Annotated in this window: 13 protein-coding genes; 10 read left to right on the top strand and 3 right to left on the bottom strand. The window is 24.0% G+C overall.

Annotation, left to right across the window (positions count from 1 at the left end; translation table 11 throughout):
- The first annotated feature begins 89 nt into the window (after window positions 1–89).
- Together map and dapD are read left to right on the top strand one after the other, a co-directional pair.
- Complete coding sequence (map, locus tag AB4W59_RS00995) at window positions 90–884, top strand: type I methionyl aminopeptidase (protein WP_367673276.1); 795 nt, start codon at window positions 90–92, stop codon at window positions 882–884.
- A gap of 131 nt (window positions 885–1,015) precedes the next feature.
- Window positions 1,016–1,846 (top strand): 2,3,4,5-tetrahydropyridine-2,6-dicarboxylate N-succinyltransferase, encoded by an 831-nt coding sequence (gene dapD / locus AB4W59_RS00990; protein WP_367673275.1) that lies wholly within the window; start codon window positions 1,016–1,018, stop codon window positions 1,844–1,846.
- Between the two features lie 64 nt (window positions 1,847–1,910).
- Here the strand turns inward: dapD and AB4W59_RS00985 are convergent, their stop codons facing one another.
- Window positions 1,911–3,347, bottom strand: a complete 1,437-nt coding sequence (locus tag AB4W59_RS00985; protein WP_367673274.1) for a Do family serine endopeptidase — start codon at window positions 3,345–3,347, stop codon at window positions 1,911–1,913.
- Between the two features lie 373 nt (window positions 3,348–3,720).
- On the opposite strand from AB4W59_RS00985, the gene AB4W59_RS00980 reads away from it, so the two are divergent.
- From AB4W59_RS00980 to AB4W59_RS00945, 8 genes are all read left to right on the top strand, one after another.
- Window positions 3,721–4,641, top strand: a complete 921-nt coding sequence (locus AB4W59_RS00980) for an FAD:protein FMN transferase (RefSeq protein ID WP_367673273.1) — start codon at window positions 3,721–3,723, stop codon at window positions 4,639–4,641.
- A 332-nt stretch (window positions 4,642–4,973) separates the two neighbouring features.
- Window positions 4,974–6,689 (top strand): acetolactate synthase 3 large subunit, encoded by a 1,716-nt coding sequence (locus AB4W59_RS00975; RefSeq protein ID WP_367673335.1) that lies wholly within the window; start codon window positions 4,974–4,976, stop codon window positions 6,687–6,689.
- A 3-nt stretch (window positions 6,690–6,692) separates the two neighbouring features.
- Window positions 6,693–7,199: an acetolactate synthase small subunit gene (gene ilvN, locus AB4W59_RS00970; protein ID WP_367673272.1), complete on the top strand. Its 507-nt coding sequence runs from the start codon at window positions 6,693–6,695 to the stop codon at window positions 7,197–7,199.
- Window positions 7,200–7,376: 177 nt separating this feature from the next.
- Entirely contained in the window at window positions 7,377–8,324 is a 948-nt protein-coding gene (gene rsmH, locus AB4W59_RS00965; protein ID WP_367673271.1) for a 16S rRNA (cytosine(1402)-N(4))-methyltransferase RsmH, read from the top strand.
- Window positions 8,325–14,011: 5,687 nt separating this feature from the next.
- On the top strand, window positions 14,012–15,268 hold the full coding sequence (ftsA, locus tag AB4W59_RS00960) for a cell division protein FtsA (protein ID WP_367673270.1): 1,257 nt from the start codon (window positions 14,012–14,014) through the stop codon (window positions 15,266–15,268).
- Between the two features lie 51 nt (window positions 15,269–15,319).
- Window positions 15,320–16,474 carry a cell division protein FtsZ gene (ftsZ, locus tag AB4W59_RS00955; protein ID WP_367673269.1) on the top strand — a complete coding sequence of 385 codons (1,155 nt, stop codon included), beginning with the start codon at window positions 15,320–15,322 and terminating at the stop codon, window positions 16,472–16,474.
- 343 nt (window positions 16,475–16,817) lie between these two features.
- A complete protein-coding gene (erpA, locus tag AB4W59_RS00950) occupies window positions 16,818–17,162 on the top strand; it encodes an iron-sulfur cluster insertion protein ErpA (RefSeq protein WP_367673268.1) in 345 nt (114 codons plus the stop codon).
- A 10-nt stretch (window positions 17,163–17,172) separates the two neighbouring features.
- Window positions 17,173–17,865, top strand: coding sequence for a 5'-methylthioadenosine/adenosylhomocysteine nucleosidase (locus AB4W59_RS00945; RefSeq protein WP_367673334.1), 693 nt, complete (start codon window positions 17,173–17,175; stop codon window positions 17,863–17,865).
- Window positions 17,866–18,140: 275 nt separating this feature from the next.
- On the opposite strand, the gene lpdA is transcribed toward AB4W59_RS00945, so the two are convergent.
- Window positions 18,141–19,562: a dihydrolipoyl dehydrogenase gene (gene lpdA / locus AB4W59_RS00940; RefSeq protein ID WP_367673267.1), complete on the bottom strand. Its 1,422-nt coding sequence runs from the start codon at window positions 19,560–19,562 to the stop codon at window positions 18,141–18,143.
- Between the two features lie 63 nt (window positions 19,563–19,625).
- Window positions 19,626–20,837 (bottom strand): 2-oxo acid dehydrogenase subunit E2, encoded by a 1,212-nt coding sequence (locus tag AB4W59_RS00935; protein ID WP_367673266.1) that lies wholly within the window; start codon window positions 20,835–20,837, stop codon window positions 19,626–19,628.
- Between the last annotated feature and the right edge of the window lie 18 nt (window positions 20,838–20,855).

Here is a 20,855-nt window from a genome sequence, read left to right as displayed (position 1 = left end):
TTATATATAAAAAACATATAAAAAATTAAAAATTTTATAATAAATTGTTAATAATCATAAATTCATTTGGATAAAAATAGAGAAATTTTATGAGTTATATAATTAAAACAGCATCAGAAATAAAAAAAATGCGCATATCAGGAAAACTAGTTTCTGAAGTTTTAGAAATGATTGAAGAATATATTAAGCCTAATATTAGTACAGAAAAAATTAATAATATTTGTCATGATTACATTGTTACACAACAGAAAGCAATTCCAGCTTGTTTAGGATATCATGGATTTCCAAAATCTATTTGTATCTCTATAAATGACACCGTCTGCCATGGCATACCAAGTGATTCAAAAAATTTAAAAGAAGGGGATATAGTTAATATTGATGTTGCAATTATTAAAAATGGTTATCATGGTGATGCATCTAAAATGTTTTATGTAGGAAAAATAAGTGATTTGGCTAAACGCTTATGTGAAGTTACGCGTGAAAGTTTATATCAAGCATTAAATATAGTACGTCCTGGAATACCATTATATAAAATTGGAGAAACAATTGAAAAATATGTTCAAAAAGAAAAATTTTCAGTAGTAAAAGAATATTGTGGTCATGGTATTGGTTATAATTTTCATGAACAACCACATATCTTGCATTATAAAAATAAAAAAAATAACAACATTGTCGAAGAAAATATGATTTTTACTATTGAACCCATGATTAATACAGGTGGTGCAGAAGTAAAATGTATGAAAGATGGCTGGACTGTAAAAACAAAAGATCGCTCTTTATCTGCTCAATACGAACACACTATCTTAGTAACAAAAGATGGCTGTAATATTTTAACATGGCAAAAAAATGAAACTATCCCTTCTATATTAATTAACCAACCTTAACCTTATATACTAAGTAATTTCAAAATATATGAATTATGATAGGCTGTTATTATATCGTTAAGATTTATTAACATATAAAAAATAATATTTTATATTATAAAAATTTTATGATTAACAATGGAGATAAATACATGCAATTACTACAAAATAAAATTGAAGAAATATATGCGCGAAAAAATACTATCGATAGCAATATTATTAATACGCATGAATTTGAAAAAATTGAATATGCAATAAAATTATTAAATGACGGTAAAATTCGAATATCAGAAAAAAAAAATAATACATGGACCACTCACCAATGGATTAAAAAAGCTGTTTTATTATATATCTACTTTAAAAAAAATAAAATTATCAAAGGTGACAATAATTGTTTTTATGATAAAATTCCTCTTAAATATCATTCATATAACGAACAAAAATTTCAATTAGAAAAAGTGCGTATTGTGCCTCCCGCAACGGTACGGTATGGATCATTTATTGCGCAAAATACAGTAATTATGCCTTCTTATGTTAATATAGGAGCATACGTAGATGAAGGAAGCATGATTGATACATGGTCTACTGTAGGATCCTGCGCTCAAATTGGTAAAAATGTACATTTATCTGGAGGGGTTGGTATAGGTGGCGTATTAGAGCCTTTACAAAATAACCCGACTATTATTGAAGACAATTGCTTTATTGGTGCTCGTTCTGAAATAGTTGAAGGTGTTATTGTAGAAAAAAATTCAGTTATTTCTATGGGTGTTTTTATTGGTCAAAGTACTAAAATATATGATAGAGATACAGGAAAAATTTATTACGGCAAAGTACCTTCTGGTTCTGTAGTGGTATCTGGTAGTTTACCATCACGGAAAGGAAATTGTCATCTTTATGCTGCGATTATTGTAAAAAAAGTAGATTCTAAAACGAAAATGAAAGTAGAAATTAATCAATTATTACGAAACATAGATGAAATATGATATAGAAAACAATCCGCCCGTACGATAGGCGGATAAAAATCATCATACATATTTACAATTATTACTAAATTACTAAAAAGATATTGCTGTTACCTCGCTGTACATAAAAAACTAATACATTCGGCTTCATATCTAACATTTTCTTTAATGCACGTAAATTATTAACTACTTTTTTATTAAATGATATGATAATATCATTTTTCTTAAATCCAACTCTAGAGGCTTGAGTGTTTTTTATAACTCGTGTAACCTGTACTATTGTTTTTCCGTTTAAGAAAACGTTTTTCAATTGCATACCTTCTAGTTGTGAATATGTATTTTTAAAAGTTAAACTATTATGGGATGCATTTTGTAATTCTACTATAGTAGTATGAACTTTTCCTTGGCGAAATATTCCTAATTTGATCTTAGTTTTTACTGGCAGAGAACTCACTTCAGCACGTAATGCTGCAAAACTAGAAATTATTTTGTCGTTTAAAGAAACTATAACATCACCAGCTCGTATACCAGCATTAAAAGCTGAAGAATTAGATAATACTTGACTTACAAAAGCACCTTTTTGTATATTGATATGCATGATTTTAGATAAATCGGCATTTAATTCTATTCCAACTATTCCTAACTCTCCGCGTTGTACTTGACCAAATAGTTCTATTTGTTCTGTTAAATTTTTAACCATATTAACAGGAATGGCAAAACCAATACCGATGTTACCTCCATCTGGAGCTAAAATAGCTGTGTTTATTCCTATCAATTCCCCTTGTAGATTTAATAACGCTCCACCTGAATTTCCTCTATTAATAGCTGCATCAGTTTGAATGAAATTCTCATAATGTTCAATATTTAATCCAGTTCGCCCTAATGCAGAAATGATACCTGATGTTACAGTTTGCCCTAAACCATAAGGATTTCCAATAGCAACAGTATAATCTCCTACACGTAAAAAATCACTATTGGCAATTTTTATTTCCTTTAAATTTTTTGCACCTACTAACTGTATTAAGGCAATATCAGAATGTGGATCTTTACCAACTAATTTTCCTTTATAACGTCGTCCGTCGTGTAATATAATTTGAATTTTACGAGCATTTTTTACAACATGATAATTTGTAACTGCATAACCCTTTTTTGCATTAATAATCACACCAGAGCCTAAAGCATGAAAATATTTGTTTCGATTATTTAAAGAAGAATAATGAATATGACAAAAAGAAGAACTATAAAAAGACAATTCTTTTTGGCAAAAAGGTAAATTCTTACTAAAAAAAGATTTAAATTGATAAGATAAATTAGAATCTTTTACGCCTTCTTGTCCCTCAATATTAATACTGATTACTGAAGGTGTGGCCTTTTCTAACATAGGCGCTAAACTAGGAAACGATTGGGGAGAAGAAAACTTATTAATATTGTTTACACTTTCTATTCCCCAAGACGTTTTGGAACTGAATAATAGCACTAGTACTAGCATAATAATGCTAAATGCTATCGTTATTTTTTTCATTTTTTATTTCTCATATTATAATTAAATCCGTAAATATATATCTTTATATATTTAGAATATATAATAATATTTTACTATATGATGTATAATTTTTTATATGCATATGTTAATTTCTATATAATATAAATATTTTTTGATTATAATAATATGGTTTAAATCATAATAAATATATTGTTCAAAACATTATGATATTTAAAAAATGTTTAGTAATTTATTTTCAATAATTAATACATAAAAAAGGGGAAAATTTATATTCTTATGTCTTTTAAAAAAATTATTAATGTTCTTATTTGTATACTATTTATTTTAACATACTGTTATATCCCATATTGGAGATATAAAAAAAAATGTTAAAATATTTTCCGGAATGACTATGGGAACATATTGGCAAGTAAAAATACCTGATTTAAAAAATGAAAAACATATCAAAGATATAATACAAAATGTTCTTAATCAAGATGAAAATATGCTATCTTCTTGGAAAGAAAAATCAATAGTCTCTCAATTTAATAAATGTAAAAAAAATGCATTACAAAAAATAAATAAAAAATTTTTTGATATTGTTGCTACCGCATTAATGATTAATAAAAAAACTAAAAGAAAATTAGATATAACTATTGAACCATTAATAAGCATTTGGGGATTTAGTACAAAAAAAAAAAATTATCAATATCCTGATGCACAAAAAATAAAAGAAAAAATTTCTATTATCGGTAGTAAATATTTGCAATTAATTCATAATTCTAAGGGATATTTCCTAAAAAAAACAAAAAACGGAGTCAAAATAAATTTATCAACTATCGGTGAAGGTTTTGCTGTGGATCATTTATCTTTAGTTTTAAATAAACAAGGCATAAAAAATTATACAATCGCCATTGGTGGAACAATTTTCGTTAAAATACAAAATGCTCTAGAAAAACCAAAAATTATTGCAATTCAAACACCTACTGATAAAAAAAAATCAATACATTTATTAGTATATTTAAAAAATTATGCTATTAGTACTGCTGGTAGTTATCTCAATTATTATTATTTGAACGGTATACGCACCACTCACATAATCAATCCAATGAATGGTTATCCCATTAAACATAATTTAGTTTCAGTGAGTGTTATTGCTTCAAATGCTGTATACGCAGACAGCTGGGATACAGGGCTTTTGATACTAGGATTTAAAAAAGCAAAAAAATTATCTATAAAAGAAAAACTAGCAGTATGTCTTGTTATTGAGAAAAAAAAAATATTTTATACCTGGATATCTCCCGCTTTCAAAAAATTTTTAGTAAAAAATTAATAATACTGAATGTATCCGTGATAAATATAAACAATATTTTACGCACTCTATTGATTGATAATATTTATTATATTTGTCATAATCAATATAATTTAAGCCTATAAAATTTTTAAATTCCATCTTATCAAGATTTATTGAAAATATTTATTGATTACAATAAAAAATGTTAAAAAATTATGAAATTTTAATATTATTGCAATATTTATTACTATAAACACAAATTTAAAAATGTATATGTTAATATTCAACCACACACCTGTTTTCTGTAGTATTGATATATAGAAGATAAAAAACAGAAAATGACACTCAATAAAGATTATCTTGGGGAAAAAATGGAAATGTTATCAGGAGCCGAAATGGTGATTAGATCATTAATCGATCAAGGAATAAAACATATATTTGGTTATCCTGGTGGTGCTGTATTAGATATTTATGATGCTTTAAAAACCATGGGAGGAATCGAGCATATTTTAGTCAGACATGAACAAGCTGCTACTCATATGGCCGACGGATATTCAAGAGCTACAGGCAAGACAGGAGTAGTATTAGTCACATCTGGACCTGGTGCAACAAATGCAATTACAGGCATTGCCACTGCATACATGGACTCGATTCCAATGGTTATTATTTCGGGACAAGTAGCATCATCATTAATTGGATACGATGCTTTTCAAGAATGTGATATGATTGGTATTTCTCGACCCATAGTCAAACATAGTTTTTTAGTTAAAAAAACTCAAGATATTCCTATTATTTTTAAGAAATCTTTTTGGTTAGCATCAAGTGGACGACCTGGTCCTGTAGTTATTGATCTTCCTAAAGATATATTAAAAACTACTAACAAATATCACTATATTTGGCCAAAAAAAATATATATACGCTCATATAATCCCAATGTAAAAGGCCATCAGGGACAAATCAAAAAAGCACTACAAACAATACTAATCGCAAAAAAACCAGTTATTTATGCTGGAGGTGGCATCATAATCTCGGATAGTCACAAAGAATTATTGAGATTGGCTGAAAAACTTAATATTCCTGTAACAACTTCGTTAATGGGGTTAGGCGCATTTCCAGGTAGTCATGCACAAAGTATATCTATGTTAGGTATGCATGGTACGTACGAAGCAAATATGACTATGCATCATGCCGATGTAATTTTTGCTATTGGTGTACGATTTGATGATAGAACTACTAATAATTTAAGCAAATATTGTCCTAATGCTAAAATATTACATATAGATATTGATCCGACATCTATTTCCAAAACTGTCACCGCAAATATTCCTATTGTAGGTGATGCTAAATACGTTCTTAAAAAAATGTTAGAATTACTACAATATGAAAAAAATCTGCCATGTTTTAAGAAATGGTGGGTATGCATTGAAAAATGGAAAAAAATAAAAAGCTTATCTTATAATCAGAATAGTAAAAATATAAAACCACAACATGCAATACAAACTCTTTTTTATTTAACTAAAGGAGAAGCTTATATTACTTCTGATGTAGGTCAACATCAAATGTTTGCAGCTTTATATTATTTATTTAATAAACCTAGACATTGGATCAATTCTGGTGGATTAGGCACAATGGGTTTTGGACTACCCGCTGCATTAGGCGTAAAATTAGCATTACCTAAAGAAACAGTAATTTGCATTACCGGCGATGGTAGTATTCAAATGAACATTCAAGAATTATCAACTGCAAAACAGTATAAATTATCTATCTTAATATTAAATTTAAATAATTCTTCATTAGGAATGGTAAAGCAATGGCAAGATATGATTTATGACAGCCGTCACTCGCACTCTTATATGCATTCTCTTCCAAATTTTGTGAAACTAACAGAATCATATGGGCACATTGGTATTCAAATCAATAACCCATTAGAATTAGAAAAAAAATTAATTTTAGCGTTAAAATATTTATCTAATGGTAATTTAGTTTTTGTAGATATTAAAATAGATAATTTAGAGCATGTTTATCCTATGCAGATTCAAGGCGGCGGTATGAATGAAATGTGGTTAAGGAAGGGAGAGGCTTCCTAAAATATGCAAAGAAGAATTTTATCTATTCTATTAGAGAATGAACCAGGTGCATTATCAAGAGTTATAGGGCTTTTTTCTCAAAGAGGCTATAATATAGAAACTGTTACAGTAGCACCCACAGACGATCCCACTTTATCGCAAATGACTATACAAACTATAGGTGATGAAAAAATTATTGAACAAATTGAAAAACAATTACATAAATTAATTGATGTATTGCGGGTAATACAAATTGGTAATGCGCCTCATATAGAAAGAGAAATTATGTTGATAAAAGTGCAAATTAAAAATTATAGAAGAGATGAAATAAAACATATTATTGAAGTATTTCGAGGAAAAATTGTGGATATTACATCAACAACATATATTTTACAATTATCTGGAAATACTAAAAAATTAAATGCTTTTCTTGACGTCATACGTAACATATCAGAGATAATTGAAATAACACGATCTGGGATTGTCGGTATCACTCGAGGTAAATACATTAATACTATAAAAAATTGCTAAAAACAAGAAATGAATAATTTTATTTAAAAAACACAATACCACTCGTCAAAAGTATATAATCATATTAAATAAAATAAAAACATACATTGTTTTTTATTTAATATGGTCATTTTTTATGATAATAAATATATACTTTTATCCATTTTTAATAAATTACTTTATATTATATATATTTCTATGAATACAATATTTCAGCACATTCCTGTAATGAAAAAGGAAGTTGTACAATCTTTATGTATAGAAAAAAATGGCATTTATATCGATAGCACTTTTGGTATGGGAGGACATTCTTTTGAAATTTTAAAAAAATTAGGAAAATACGGAAAATTATATGCTATGGATAAAGATCCACAATCTATTTATTTTGGAAAAAAAATTAATGATATACGCTTTGATATAAAACATAATAATTTTTCAAAAATATTACATTATGCAGAAGAAAAAAAAATTGTCGGCCAAATTAATGGAATAATCTTTGACTTAGGAGTCTCATCACCACAAATCGATAATGCAAAAAGAGGATTTTCATTTATGTTAGATGGTCCATTAGATATGAGAATGAATCCTAATATAGGCATTTCTGCTGCTGATTGGTTATTTAAAAGTAATACAAAAACAATTGCTTGCGTATTAAAAAAATATGGCGAAGAACGATGTGCAAAAAAAATAGCTTTAGCAATTAAAAAAAATAATCAATATAAAAAAATCACAAGAACATTAGAATTAGCTAATATTATTAAAAAAATAATACCTACTAAAAACTCATTTAAACATCCCGCTACAAGAACTTTTCAAGCTATTAGGATTTATATCAATCAAGAATTGGAAGAAATAAAAATTGGATTAAGAGAAACATTAAAGATATTAAAACCGGGTGGAAGAATATCTATTATTAGTTTTCATTCCTTAGAAGATAGAATAGTAAAAAAATTTATAGTACATAATAGTAAACATGCAGATATTCCATACGGAATGCCTATAAATGAAAAACAATTATCTGCATTAAAAAAACCTAAACTAAAAATAATTCATCGAATTTTTCCAAGTATTCATGAAATTAATAACAATCCTCGTGCGCGTAGTGCTATATTACGAACAGCCGAATTAAAAAAGAACAATGAATAAAAACTTTATTTTATATAAAATAGCGTCTTTTAAAAGAAAAACGACAACATTTTATAAAATTTTTAATTAGTAAAAATAAAAAAATTGTATGCATGTTTATATAATATTATAATACTTCTGTATTCTAGAAATCAATTTAAAAAATAGACCTAAAATACAAAAAATTATTTTATATAAAAAATAGTGAACAATTCATTGTACAGTATTGATCAAATAATCTTGATATACAAATATATTTAAAAATTTATCTATAAATAAAATATCAATATTTTATAATCAAGATTATCAATCTCGATATAAGTAATCATTAGCGTTATTATTCTTTTATAATTATATGACGTGCTATAAATACAAGAAAGATATTTTTTAAAAAATACTTGATAATCGAAAAATATCTAAAAATAAAATGCATTAATACAAACAATTTTTATATATTTAAAATTATAAATAATTTATAATAACCATATAATCTCTTCTTATTATAAAAAATAAAAATTATTGCAATAGAGTGGCTTATATATTAGTATTTATTTTACAAATGATGTTGATATTAAATAATCTATATATAAAAAAATCTGTATATCATATCTTTTTAAATTATTTTAATGGATTTTATCTTATCGAAAAATTTTATAATTATTAAAAATAAAATTTAAATATCGTACAAATAATTAAAACTAAAAAACAAAATAAAATAAATTTCGCAATATATAAATATTTTAGTCTTGGAAAATAATTAATAGGTAATAAAAAAATTTTAATATAATATTAAATTTAAAAATATTATTTCTTGTGTTATGTATATTTTATACTTTTATATAAAGATTTAAAGTAATCACTATCAAATTTTTCATATAGAATGATAAAAAAAATCTTATAAAAGATCTTTTAAATAATTTCTATTTTATAATCTGATATCAGATTATTAAAATAATTATGACAATATAAAAGAATAAAAATGCATGAATTAATGCTATTGAGACAAATTTTATATCCATATTATTTATATTTATTTTTAAAAAAAGTCACAATAGTGAATTTTATAATATTTATAAAAAATTTAATATCATAAATTTTTTACAAAAAATTGCATATTTAGAATTCAAATACAATTAATAAATTACTACAAAAGCCTCTTAAAAATAAACACTAATCATATAGGTATATAAAAAATATATTTCTAATGATTATATTTTTATTATTAGTTATTATTATACTTAGATATATTAAAATTATATTAAAAAAATAACTGATTTATATTATGGTAGAAAACAAGATAATATGTATCTCATATAATAGTAAAAATATTCTAAAAATTTATCAGAGAGCATCATTGAAAAAATTTTTCACTAAAAAATAACGTTCTCTATAAATAAATAATTAATTTTATACTATAGAAATGATTATGAATTTAAAAGAATTTTTAAAAAAAAGAATATAAATACGTTGTTTTCAATCCATCGTAAAAAATCCTAATAAATCACTGCAACCACCACGATATAAGCTATCTTATCATGATACTTATGAATAACATCTATTTTTTTCTAGTATGAAAAAAATTACTATTCATTAGATGTATTAAAAAATAAAAAAAATTTTTTTGATTTACAAAAAATATTTTTATTAATTCAAATAGTAATTATCTTGCTCAATAGAAAAACAAAATATAAAAATGTTTCGCATGAACTAGTTATCTAGCACTAAAAAATTTACTATCAAATACTTTTGGATACTGTATAAAAAGGTATATAAATAATTTTATTAAACTATGCTCGATTAGAGCTAACCATAGTGTCTAAAAACACATGTATAACATATGTAATTCTCATGTTATATCAGATATAAAGATATTAAAAAATATAGTCTTTTATAAAATATATATCATAAAATAAAAAATACTAAAAATTATCAAATATTAATAAAATACTAAAAATAGAAAAAAATAGAGTATATGATATAAAAATGCAATAAAAACAAGTTGAGAAATTTTATATTAAAAAGGTTAGCAACCATTATAATAAAAAAAATTTTTATATTCTTATGGATATAATATTAGAGTATATTATTAAAAATAATGCTATTTTAAAATTTTTGTAATATAAAACATAATTTTGAAAATATTTATAAAAATTTTTGCATTATTACTGTTATATGGTACATAGAGATTGATAGAAGATTTATAACAATAAAATAATTACTACTTCTCATTCGTATAATATACGTTTTCTGTAATAAATATGTCCATAATCTGATAAACTATTTCCTGTAATATAACAAAATACTTAAGAACATAGTAATATGATTATATTAAAATAGAATAAATATTCTAAATTTAATGTTGTCATTATATTTTAGATTGTTTTACTATTATTATTTGTAGCTATGATGTAATACAATATCTATTAATATATAAATTGTTTTGAATAAATATCACTACAAATATAAAGTGGAATAAATTATATTTATTTGTTTTTAAATGTGAGAATTAAACTCAAAATAGTTAATATGTTACTATCATTTATATTATTACATAGAATACTAAAAATATTTTATATAAACAAAATATATTAAAACAAAAATAAATTTTATATTTCATGTAATTCTAATAATGTCTACGATCTATTTATTTAAAATAAAATCATGATAATTTCAATCATTAGAAATATTAATTATTATTGATTTTAAAATATTTTCTTAAACAATAAAATACTCCATTATTTCTCCAGCTGATAATCGTACAAAAAATATATAAAATATACCCCATTGTATTTTTAAAAAAATATTAGTTTTTCTATATTAATGTTATTATATTTTTAAATAATATAAAAATATAAATTATAATCATTTATATTTTATATAGAAAAAATAAAAAAATTTTTATATAAATAACACTTTAATACGTATTGACTATAATTATCTTTGTTCATAAATATTTCCAGCTATTTCAGACATAGTTATTATACAGACATCACTTTTTTTAAGATTATCATATAAATATCAGTCAATTAATAGTAATAATGAAATGAAGTAAATGAAACTATTAAAAATTAGAAAATTTTTTCAGCAATAATTTTATTTGAAAAATAACAGTATTAATATACTATATATAATCATAAATTAACTTTTTTAAAATCATTTAAATATTTAAATGCATATAAAAATAAAATGATATATAAAATTATAAAAAATGTTATTTTATAATTCATATTATTATAATAAGTAACATTATATTGATATATTAAAAAAATTGTAATAATTTAGATTCATACGTAAAATTTTAAAAATAAATTATATTTTAATAAAAAATTTTATTTCAATTTATTTTTTAAAAAAAATACTAATTTTATTTGATAGATAACTGTACTAATATAAAATTATATGCAATACACAAAAAATATTCGTAATAAATCTTAAAATATTGTATCAATAATAGAAAAAAATTATCTAAACTAGTCAGAAAAGAATATTGTTTCTTCATCATTCTCTGAATACTTATATGAAAAAACTACTCGAGTTATAACCATCATATCATTGTTGAAGAATCATAACAAAATACATAAAAAATTTTCTCTATATCTGCGTAATCACTAAAAATATTTTAAATATTTTATAAAAAGTTATTAATATTCTCATTTCAAAAACATTATAATCAAAAAGTTTTTTAATATTTTACATTAAAAAAACAATCACAATTTTAACGTTTTTAACAATGTTCAATTTTAAAAAACATCTGTTATTACAAAAAAATATTGTATGTAATATTACAGTAATTAATTTTAGATAAAAATCTACCTAAAAAATTGATATAAATATCAATTTTATATTCAATATCTACTATATATACAGAAAAGTTAATGATATACATATCTCTTTATTATGCAATATAAATATAATATATATGGTAAAATAAGGTTAAAATATTTGTTACTTATCAATATCAAGATAAACATATAGTATTTAAAAAAATCTTTACTGAAAAATAACAATACGATAATTTTCACCAATTGAAAATAATTTTATGCAAAAAAAGCAAAAATGGCGATATGGGACACTTGCAGTGAAACTACCATCACTCTAATGATGATAAGAGTGTATGAAGAATCAAATATAATCTTAATGTTATTAATGGAAGATTAATTAACTCTATGCATTTCTATACGTAATAAGTATATTCTCGTAAATTTATTAAAAAATTGATCACAGAGATATATCTTTTTTATATGGTAATAAAACTGTTGTTAAAAATATTTAAAATAGTCATAATATATTCGTCATTGACTGAAGTCATATCTGATTAAATTTTTTATAATACTTTAAAAAATACGATATGATCGTACAACAAAAAATTAATAATACTATTTAATCTAACAGATATACGAAAATATAATTTCTTGTAATATTTGTATTAAAAATATTATATTAAATTGATAAATTCATAATACTATGTATATGCAGAGAGAAAATAAGTTTTTACTAGAATAGATTTTTATCTAAAAATATTTAAAAACAATTAATAAATAAAATATAATAAACACTCTTTTAATATCGCATTAAAGTATCATGTGAAACGTTTTAATTTCTATAATATATTAAAATATTACTTTAATATAAAAGATAAAGATGGACAAAAATTACTCCGCATTTACTTCAAAAAAAATTACAATATTGATATTATATAAAAAAACCTTTCTAAAAAATTTCTATAATATACAAAACGCGATCTTACAAAGATTAAATTGAATATTGACGTAATGTTATAAAAATATTTTATTCATATAATACGGAAATTTAATATTATATATTACTGAATAATTACTGTATATTACAGTATATTCCAAAACAATATAAAATAAGATAGATACAGAAAAATATTGGAATAATAAAAAATTATCAAAAAAAATAAAATAATTCTAGCTATGAAATAGATATAAATAAAAAAATTTTATAGAAACATTATCATATATTAGTTTTATTTTTTTATAATATAAATTATAAGACAATCTAATATGAATAAAAATAAATATTTAATATTACATATTTATGTAAACTAATAATAAAAAATTAAATATACATATAAAATCACTTAATTACGCAATACAAATAATCATTGCAATATTTTATTTTTAATATATTCATATTTTATCTAAAAAATATGAAAAAATAATAGACTATTTTATTAACATTAACAATTAAAAATATACTTTATTAATATAATAAAAAATATATATTGTATTATACTAAACACGTATATCCTAATATATTCAAAATAGTTAAAATATATAATATAACAAAATTATATAATTATTAATTTACAATATATGCAATTATTATGTAATAGATAAAATTATGCTTATTCAAATAATAATATTAATTTAAAATAACCTTATTTTTACTAACAATAAAATAAAAATCTTATAATTTTATTAAAAAATTATTTACTTAGAAATAAAAAAAATTATATTTTTTATTAATATCATACATACATTAATATTAAAAATTTTAACATTTAAAGTATGAAGTAAAATAATAAAAAATTTTTTTCTTATTTATTTATTATAATCTTATCCTATTAATATTATAAAATAAAAATAGTAATTATGATAAATTAGCACTATAAAAAATAACAAAAAAATTTATTTTATCATGATAGACATAAAAAAATAAAATATGTCACAGGTTAAAAGACAATGATTATGTCCACAGATAGAAAATTAGTAGTCGGAATAGAAATTGGAACCACAAAAGTAGTAACTTTAATAGGAGAGATTTTAAAAGATGAAAAAATTAAAATTATTGGCATAGGATTATGTGCTTCATATGGAATTGATCAAGGCCGTATAAATAATTTAGATACTGTAGTGCAATGTATAAAAAAATCTATTCATCAAGCTGAAAATATGGCCGATTGTCAAATTACTTCTGTATATTTGTCTTTATCGAATAAATATATAAAATGTCAAAATGAAGTAGGAATGGTAACCATTTCAAAAGATGAAGTTACAAAACAGGATATAAAAAATGTAATAAAAATAGCAAAATCTGTACATATCTTTCATAAACATCATATATTGCATGTTATTCCGCAAGAATATTATATTGATCGGCAATCAGGAATCAAAAATCCCATAGGATTATCTGGATTACGTATGCAAGTAAAAGCCCATCTTATCACTTGTCATAATAACATATCCAAAAATCTTGTAAAAGCTATTGAGAAATGTAATCTAAAAGTCAATCAGGTTATTTTTTCTGGATTAGCGTCTAGTAAAGCTGTCTTAACAAAAGACGAACAAAAAATTGGTGTATGCATGATTGATATGGGTGGTGGTACAATAGATTTTATAATCTATATTAATGATTGTATAGAATATAGCCAAGTTATTCCTTATGCAGGTAATATTGTTACTAGTGATATTGCATATGCTTTTAGTACTTCTTATCATGATGCAGAAAATTTAAAAACTCAATACGGTGCTGCTCAAAAAACATCTTCTGATATATCACAAAATATTGATCTCTTTAATGCAGATGGCAGTATAAAAAAAACGATAAAACAAGATATGTTAATTGAAGTAATTGAATCAAGATACATTGAACTATTATCTTTAGTAAATAAGAAAATTTTATATATACAAAAAAAACTTTATAATTCAGGATTGCAATATCAAATAAAAGGAGGTGTTGTATTGACAGGAGGTGCATCGAAAATTAAAAGATTGCATGAATGCGCCGAAAAAATATTTCAAAAAAAAATACGTATTGCTCACCCTTTCAACATCTCCGGATTAATAGAACCCATCAATCAACCCAATTACTCTACAGTAGTAGGTCTATTAAAATATGGAAAAGAAAAATCTATAAATATTGAAAAAAAAAATAATAAAAATTCTTTTATAAAAAAATGGTTTGTACATATCAATAATTGGTTTAAAAAAGAATTTTAAAAATATACTACAGTAAATTTTTTAATAATGCAGATAAAATGGAAATACATCATGTTTGAAAACTCAGAAACCAGTAACAATGCAATCATTAAAGTAATCGGTGTTGGAGGCGGGGGGGGTAATGCAGTAGAATATATGGTTAGAGAATGTATTGAAGGCGTAGAATTTTCTGCTATTAATACAGATGCACAAGCTTTAAAAAAAATTGAAGTAGAAAATATAATACAAATTGGTAATAATATTACAAAGGGATTAGGTGCTGGAGCTAATCCAGAAATAGGAAGAACCTCTGCAGAAGAAGATAAAGAACTACTAAAATCTGCGCTTGATGGATCAGATATGGTGTTCATAGCAGCGGGAATGGGCGGTGGAACTGGCACAGGAGCAGCTCCAGTAGTAGCAGAAATTGCAAAAGAATTAGGTATTTTAACCGTAGCAGTAGTCACTAAACCATTTAATTTTGAAGGAAAAAAAAGAATGATTATTGCGGATCAGGGCGTGATTGAATTATCCAAACATGTCGATTCTTTAATAATTATTCCTAATGATAAACTATTAAAAGTATTAAATCGCGGAATTTCCTTATTAGATGCATTTACTGCTGCAAATAATGTTTTAAAAGGCGCAGTACAAGGAATTGCTGAATTAATTACTAGACCTGGTTTAATGAATGTAGATTTTGCTGATGTAAGAACTGTTATGGCTGAAATGGGATATGCCATGATGGGTACTGGTACTTCTTCCGGCGAAAATCGCGCAGAAGAAGCTGCGGAAATAGCAATTTCCAGTCCTTTACTCGAAGATATAGATTTATCTGGAGCACAAGGTGTATTAGTAAATATTACCGCTGGTTTTGATTTAAAATTAGACGAATTTGAAACAGTAGGAAATACTATTCGATCTTTTTCATCAGACAATGCTACAGTAGTTATTGGAACATCATTAGATCCTGATATGAATGATACACTTCGCGTAACCGTTGTTGCTACTGGTATTGGAATGGAGAAATACTCAGAAACTAATCAAATTAAAAATAAATTTTCTAGAGAAAAATTAATCGATTATAGAAATTCACATTTAAATATATCTCTTACATCATTAGATAAAAGAAATTCTAAAAAAGAAGTAAAAATATTAGATAATAGACAACAAAAAAGACCAGAATATTTAGATATTCCAACTTTTCTTAGAAAGAAAAAAGATTAAACAATGAAAATTTTATTTATATACAGAATATATTAATAACATTTTATTTTTAAAAAGTATATTCAATAAAAAAAAAAAAAAAAAAAAATAAAAAATAGATATATCTATATCCACTTAATACTATTTAATTTATTATTTATTCGAAAATATTTTTTAGCCTGCGCCAATAAAAAATATCTATCGGCGCATGCATTATACTCTTCATATTATATATGTATAATGTATAATACTTATGTTCAATATATACTATACTTGATTAAAAAAATATTTATACAGAAAAATTTTTTAATAAAAAATATTTATTCATGTTTTAATATTACATAAAAAATATCTTGAGAATAATATGAAGAATACATCTAATAACTTTCTTAATTTTACTGATGCCGCGATAAAAAAAATAAATGAGTTGATTCATATAAAAAATAATAAAAATTTAAAATTAAGAGTATATATCAGTGGGGGAGGTTGCAGCGGATTTCAGTATCAATTTGATTTTGATGAAAAAATCAATGAAGATGATATAATCATCAAAAAATTAAATGTCTCTATCATTATAGATCCAATTAGTCTCCAATATTTATATGGTGGAAAAGTGGATTATCTAGAAAATTTAGAAGGATCAAAATTTACAGTTTTTAACCCTAATGCAAAAAATACATGCGGATGCGGCTCATCCTTTAGTATTTAAAAATATTCATATGAAAATTGGTATAATCAGCGCAATCAAAGAAGAAATTAAAAATTTTAAAAATATTATAAAAAAATACAAAAAAAATGTTATACATCATTGTCCAGTGTATACTGGTCAATTTAAAAATATTAATATTGTTTTAATACAATCTGGTGTTGGTAAGGTTTCCGCAAGTGTGGCAACTATGATTTTAATAAATTTATATCATCCAAAATATATTATCAATGTTGGATCAGCTGGAAGTTTAAGTGCAATTTTAAAAATAGGAGATATAATTATTCCGAATCTTATATGTTATCATGATGTAGATTTAACAAATTTCGGATATTCGTTAGGTCAAATTCCTAGATTTCCAAAAATGTTTAAGAATAATGATACTTTGTTAAATCTATCATATAATAGCGCTAAAAAATTAAAATATTGTTTTTTTAAAGAGTTATTAATAAGTGGAGATTCTTTTATTCGACATAAAAATTCCATTAAAAAATTACAAACGAAATTTTTTCCTGCAATAGCTGTTGATATGGAAGCTGCTGCTATATCTCAAGTTTGTTATCAATTTAACATCCCATTAATTGTAATAAAATATATATCTGATGCATCTGATCAACGCGCTACTGTTAATTTTAAAAAAAATGTTTCTTGTGCATCACATAAAACTTTTACATTAATTAAAAATATGTTATGTAGTCTTTTTTAAAATTTTTATTTAAAATTCTATTCTCAAATATATCTATAATGTTAAGAACAGAGATAAGAAATTAGTACTTATATACTAATAAAATTTGCATCAATATTTAATATAATTTCTAGAACATAAATATTCTTACAATCATAATAAAAAATATGTTTTTATTTAAACAAAATAAAATATTTTTAGAACAAGAAAAGATTATAGACATAAGATCTCTATAATCTTTTCTTGTTCTAAAAATATTTTATTTTGTTTGAAACGCTAATAAAAATCTTTTTATATTATATTTTAGATTTAGCATTTAAAAGATCTGTTATTGTACCTTCAAAAATTTCTGAACATAAACCAATTGACTCATGTAAAGTGGGATGTGCATGAATAGTTAAAGCAATATCTTCTGCATCACAACCCATTTCAATTGCTAATCCAACCTCTCCTATCAATTCACCAGCATTCGTACCGATAATAGCACCGCCAATAACTTGATGATATTTTTTATCAAAAATTAATTTTGTCATACCAATACTACAATTGGATGCCAATGCTCTTCCAGATGCATGCCAAGGAAAAGATGAAATTTCATAATCAATATTTTTTTCTATAGCTTCTTTTTCATTTATACCAACCCATGCAATTTCTGGTTCAGTATATGCAATAGATGGTATGACTTTAGGCTCAAAATAATGTTTTTTTCCAGAAATAATTTCTGCCGCAATATGACCTTGATGTGCACTTTTATGAGCCAACATAGGTAACCCAGTCACATCACCAATAGCATAAATATGAGAGATGTTAGTTTTTAATTGCTGGTCTACTTGAAGAAAACCAAGATCATTAATTTTTAACCCAATTTTTTCAATTCCTAAATTACTAAGGTTAGGACTGCGACCTATCGCTACTAATAAAGCATCATAATGATAAAAATCTTGCGTAATATTATTTCCTAACATCTTAACTGCAATATGATTTTTCGTAACATCAATTTCTTCCACACTAGTTTGAAGTAATAAATTAAACTTGTTAATAATAGATTTTTTATATATATCAGAAATATCTTGATCAACCCATGGAAAAAATTTTTCAAATCGATCAATCACATCTACATGTGAACCAAATGCACTATATATTGTAGCCATTTCTAAACCAATAACTCCTCCACCGATAATTAAAAGACGATTCGGTATATTTTTTAGTGAAAGAGCATCAGTGGAATTCCAAATTCTATTATCAGTATGTGGTATAGAAGGTATTGTTTTAGGAATTGAACCAGTGGCAATAATTGCATACTGAAAAGAAATAAAAAATTTTTCTTCTAAACCATTAATTACAATACTATGATTGGTATTAAATTCCGCTTCACCTTGGATTATTCTTATTTTTCTTTTTTGCCTCATAACAGATAAACCGTTAGTTAATTTATCAATAATACTATCTTTCCAAATACGAATTTCATTGATATTAATTATTGGTTTTTCAAAATGAACACCCATTTTAGATAGTTCTTCTGCTTCCTTTATAACCTTAGCAATATGCAATAAAGTTTTTGAAGGAATACATCCAATATTTAAGCAAACCCCTCCTAAATTTTTATGTCGCTCTATCAATACAGTATCTAAACCTAAATCTGCACAACGAAATGCTGCAGAATAACCAGCGGGCCCCGCTCCAATTACAACTACTTGAGCATTAATATTTTTATCCATTACTACCTCTTATATACCCAATTATTACTAAATATCATTTTGTCTTATCAAAATAATTATCCACTACATAAACAAAAAATGCATATCAGAAAGCACTTTATTAATAAATGATATAAAACGTGCAGCATATGCTCCGTTAATAATACGATGATCATATGATAAAGACAGCGGTAACATCAGCGACGGAATAAATTCTTTATTATTCCAAATGGGTTTTACAATCGCTCTTGAAACTCCCAAGATCGCTACTTCAGGCGCGTTAATAATAGGAGAAAACCAATGACCTCCAATACCACCTAAATTAGATATTGTAAAACAACTACCCGTTATATCTTCTTTTTTTAATATCCCTGCTTGTGCTTTTTTAGATAAAGACAATAAATCAGAAGAAATGTCAATTATATTTTTTTTATTAATATTCTTTAGAACAGGGACAAATAAATCATTATTTACATCTATAGCAATACCAATATTAATATAATTTTTAAGGATTATTTTTTTTTTATCTGTAGATAATGAGCTGTTAAATAAAGGAAATTTTTCTAAAGCATGAGCTAATACTTTAATAATAAAAACCAATATAGTGATATGATTAGATTTATCTTGGTTTTCTTTATTGTATTTCTGACGAAAATTTTCTAATATAGTAATATTCGCTTCATCAAATTGTGTAACATGCGGAATATTAGTATAATTTTTATGTAAATTAAAACCCACTATCAATTGATTTTTACTAATATCTATTTCCTTTGATATATGCTTTTTAGTATTATTCGATGACATTAATGTATTATTTTGTATTTTGTATTTTTCTGAAGAGATTGTATTATTTTGAATATACAATTCCAAATCTTTTTTTAATATTCGATTTTTACGACCTGTTGATACTACTTGATTTAATGGTATATTTAATTTTCTTGATAAACGTCTAATCATAGGTGTAGCATGTATTGCGTTTTTATTCTGATCATGATGCGGATTGAATATTTTATCGCAATAAACAGTTTTACTTCTTTCTTGTAATTGATCTATATTTAAATTGTGTGATTTAGAAGAAATATTAAAATTTTCTAATACCATTAGAATCGAAGAAGTTTTAACTTTATCACCAATTTTTACCAAAATATTTTTTACGATACCTGCATGAGATGAGGGTACTTCTATAGAAGATTTATCCCCTTCTACTGTTATTAAACTTTGCTCTATATTAACTGTTTCACCAATTCTTACTAATATTTCTGTCACTTCTAATGCGTCTACGCCAATATCGGGCATATTTATATGGATATCCAC

Origin of the sequence: Buchnera aphidicola (Cavariella theobaldi), from assembly GCF_964059165.1 — a bacterium.
Taxonomy (GTDB): Bacteria; Pseudomonadota; Gammaproteobacteria; order Enterobacterales; family Enterobacteriaceae; genus Buchnera; species Buchnera aphidicola_BO.
This window is presented reverse-complemented; position numbering and strand designations above follow the sequence as displayed.

Coding starts and splice junctions, on each gene's coding strand:
- ilvN (WP_367673272.1), top strand. CDS start 6,693: ATGCAAAGAAGAATTTTATCTATTCTATTAGAGAATGAACCAGGTGCA.
- lpdA (WP_367673267.1), bottom strand. CDS start 19,562: ATGGATAAAAATATTAATGCTCAAGTAGTTGTAATTGGAGCGGGGCCC.
- AB4W59_RS00985 (WP_367673274.1), bottom strand. CDS start 3,347: ATGAAAAAAATAACGATAGCATTTAGCATTATTATGCTAGTACTAGTG.
- ftsZ (WP_367673269.1), top strand. CDS start 15,320: ATGTTTGAAAACTCAGAAACCAGTAACAATGCAATCATTAAAGTAATC.
- rsmH (WP_367673271.1), top strand. CDS start 7,377: ATGAATACAATATTTCAGCACATTCCTGTAATGAAAAAGGAAGTTGTA.
- dapD (WP_367673275.1), top strand. CDS start 1,016: ATGCAATTACTACAAAATAAAATTGAAGAAATATATGCGCGAAAAAAT.
- AB4W59_RS00980 (WP_367673273.1), top strand. CDS start 3,721: ATGGGAACATATTGGCAAGTAAAAATACCTGATTTAAAAAATGAAAAA.
- AB4W59_RS00935 (WP_367673266.1), bottom strand. CDS start 20,837: ATGCCCGATATTGGCGTAGACGCATTAGAAGTGACAGAAATATTAGTA.
- map (WP_367673276.1), top strand. CDS start 90: ATGAGTTATATAATTAAAACAGCATCAGAAATAAAAAAAATGCGCATA.
- AB4W59_RS00945 (WP_367673334.1), top strand. CDS start 17,173: ATGAAAATTGGTATAATCAGCGCAATCAAAGAAGAAATTAAAAATTTT.
- ftsA (WP_367673270.1), top strand. CDS start 14,012: ATGATTATGTCCACAGATAGAAAATTAGTAGTCGGAATAGAAATTGGA.
- AB4W59_RS00975 (WP_367673335.1), top strand. CDS start 4,974: ATGGAAATGTTATCAGGAGCCGAAATGGTGATTAGATCATTAATCGAT.
- erpA (WP_367673268.1), top strand. CDS start 16,818: ATGAAGAATACATCTAATAACTTTCTTAATTTTACTGATGCCGCGATA.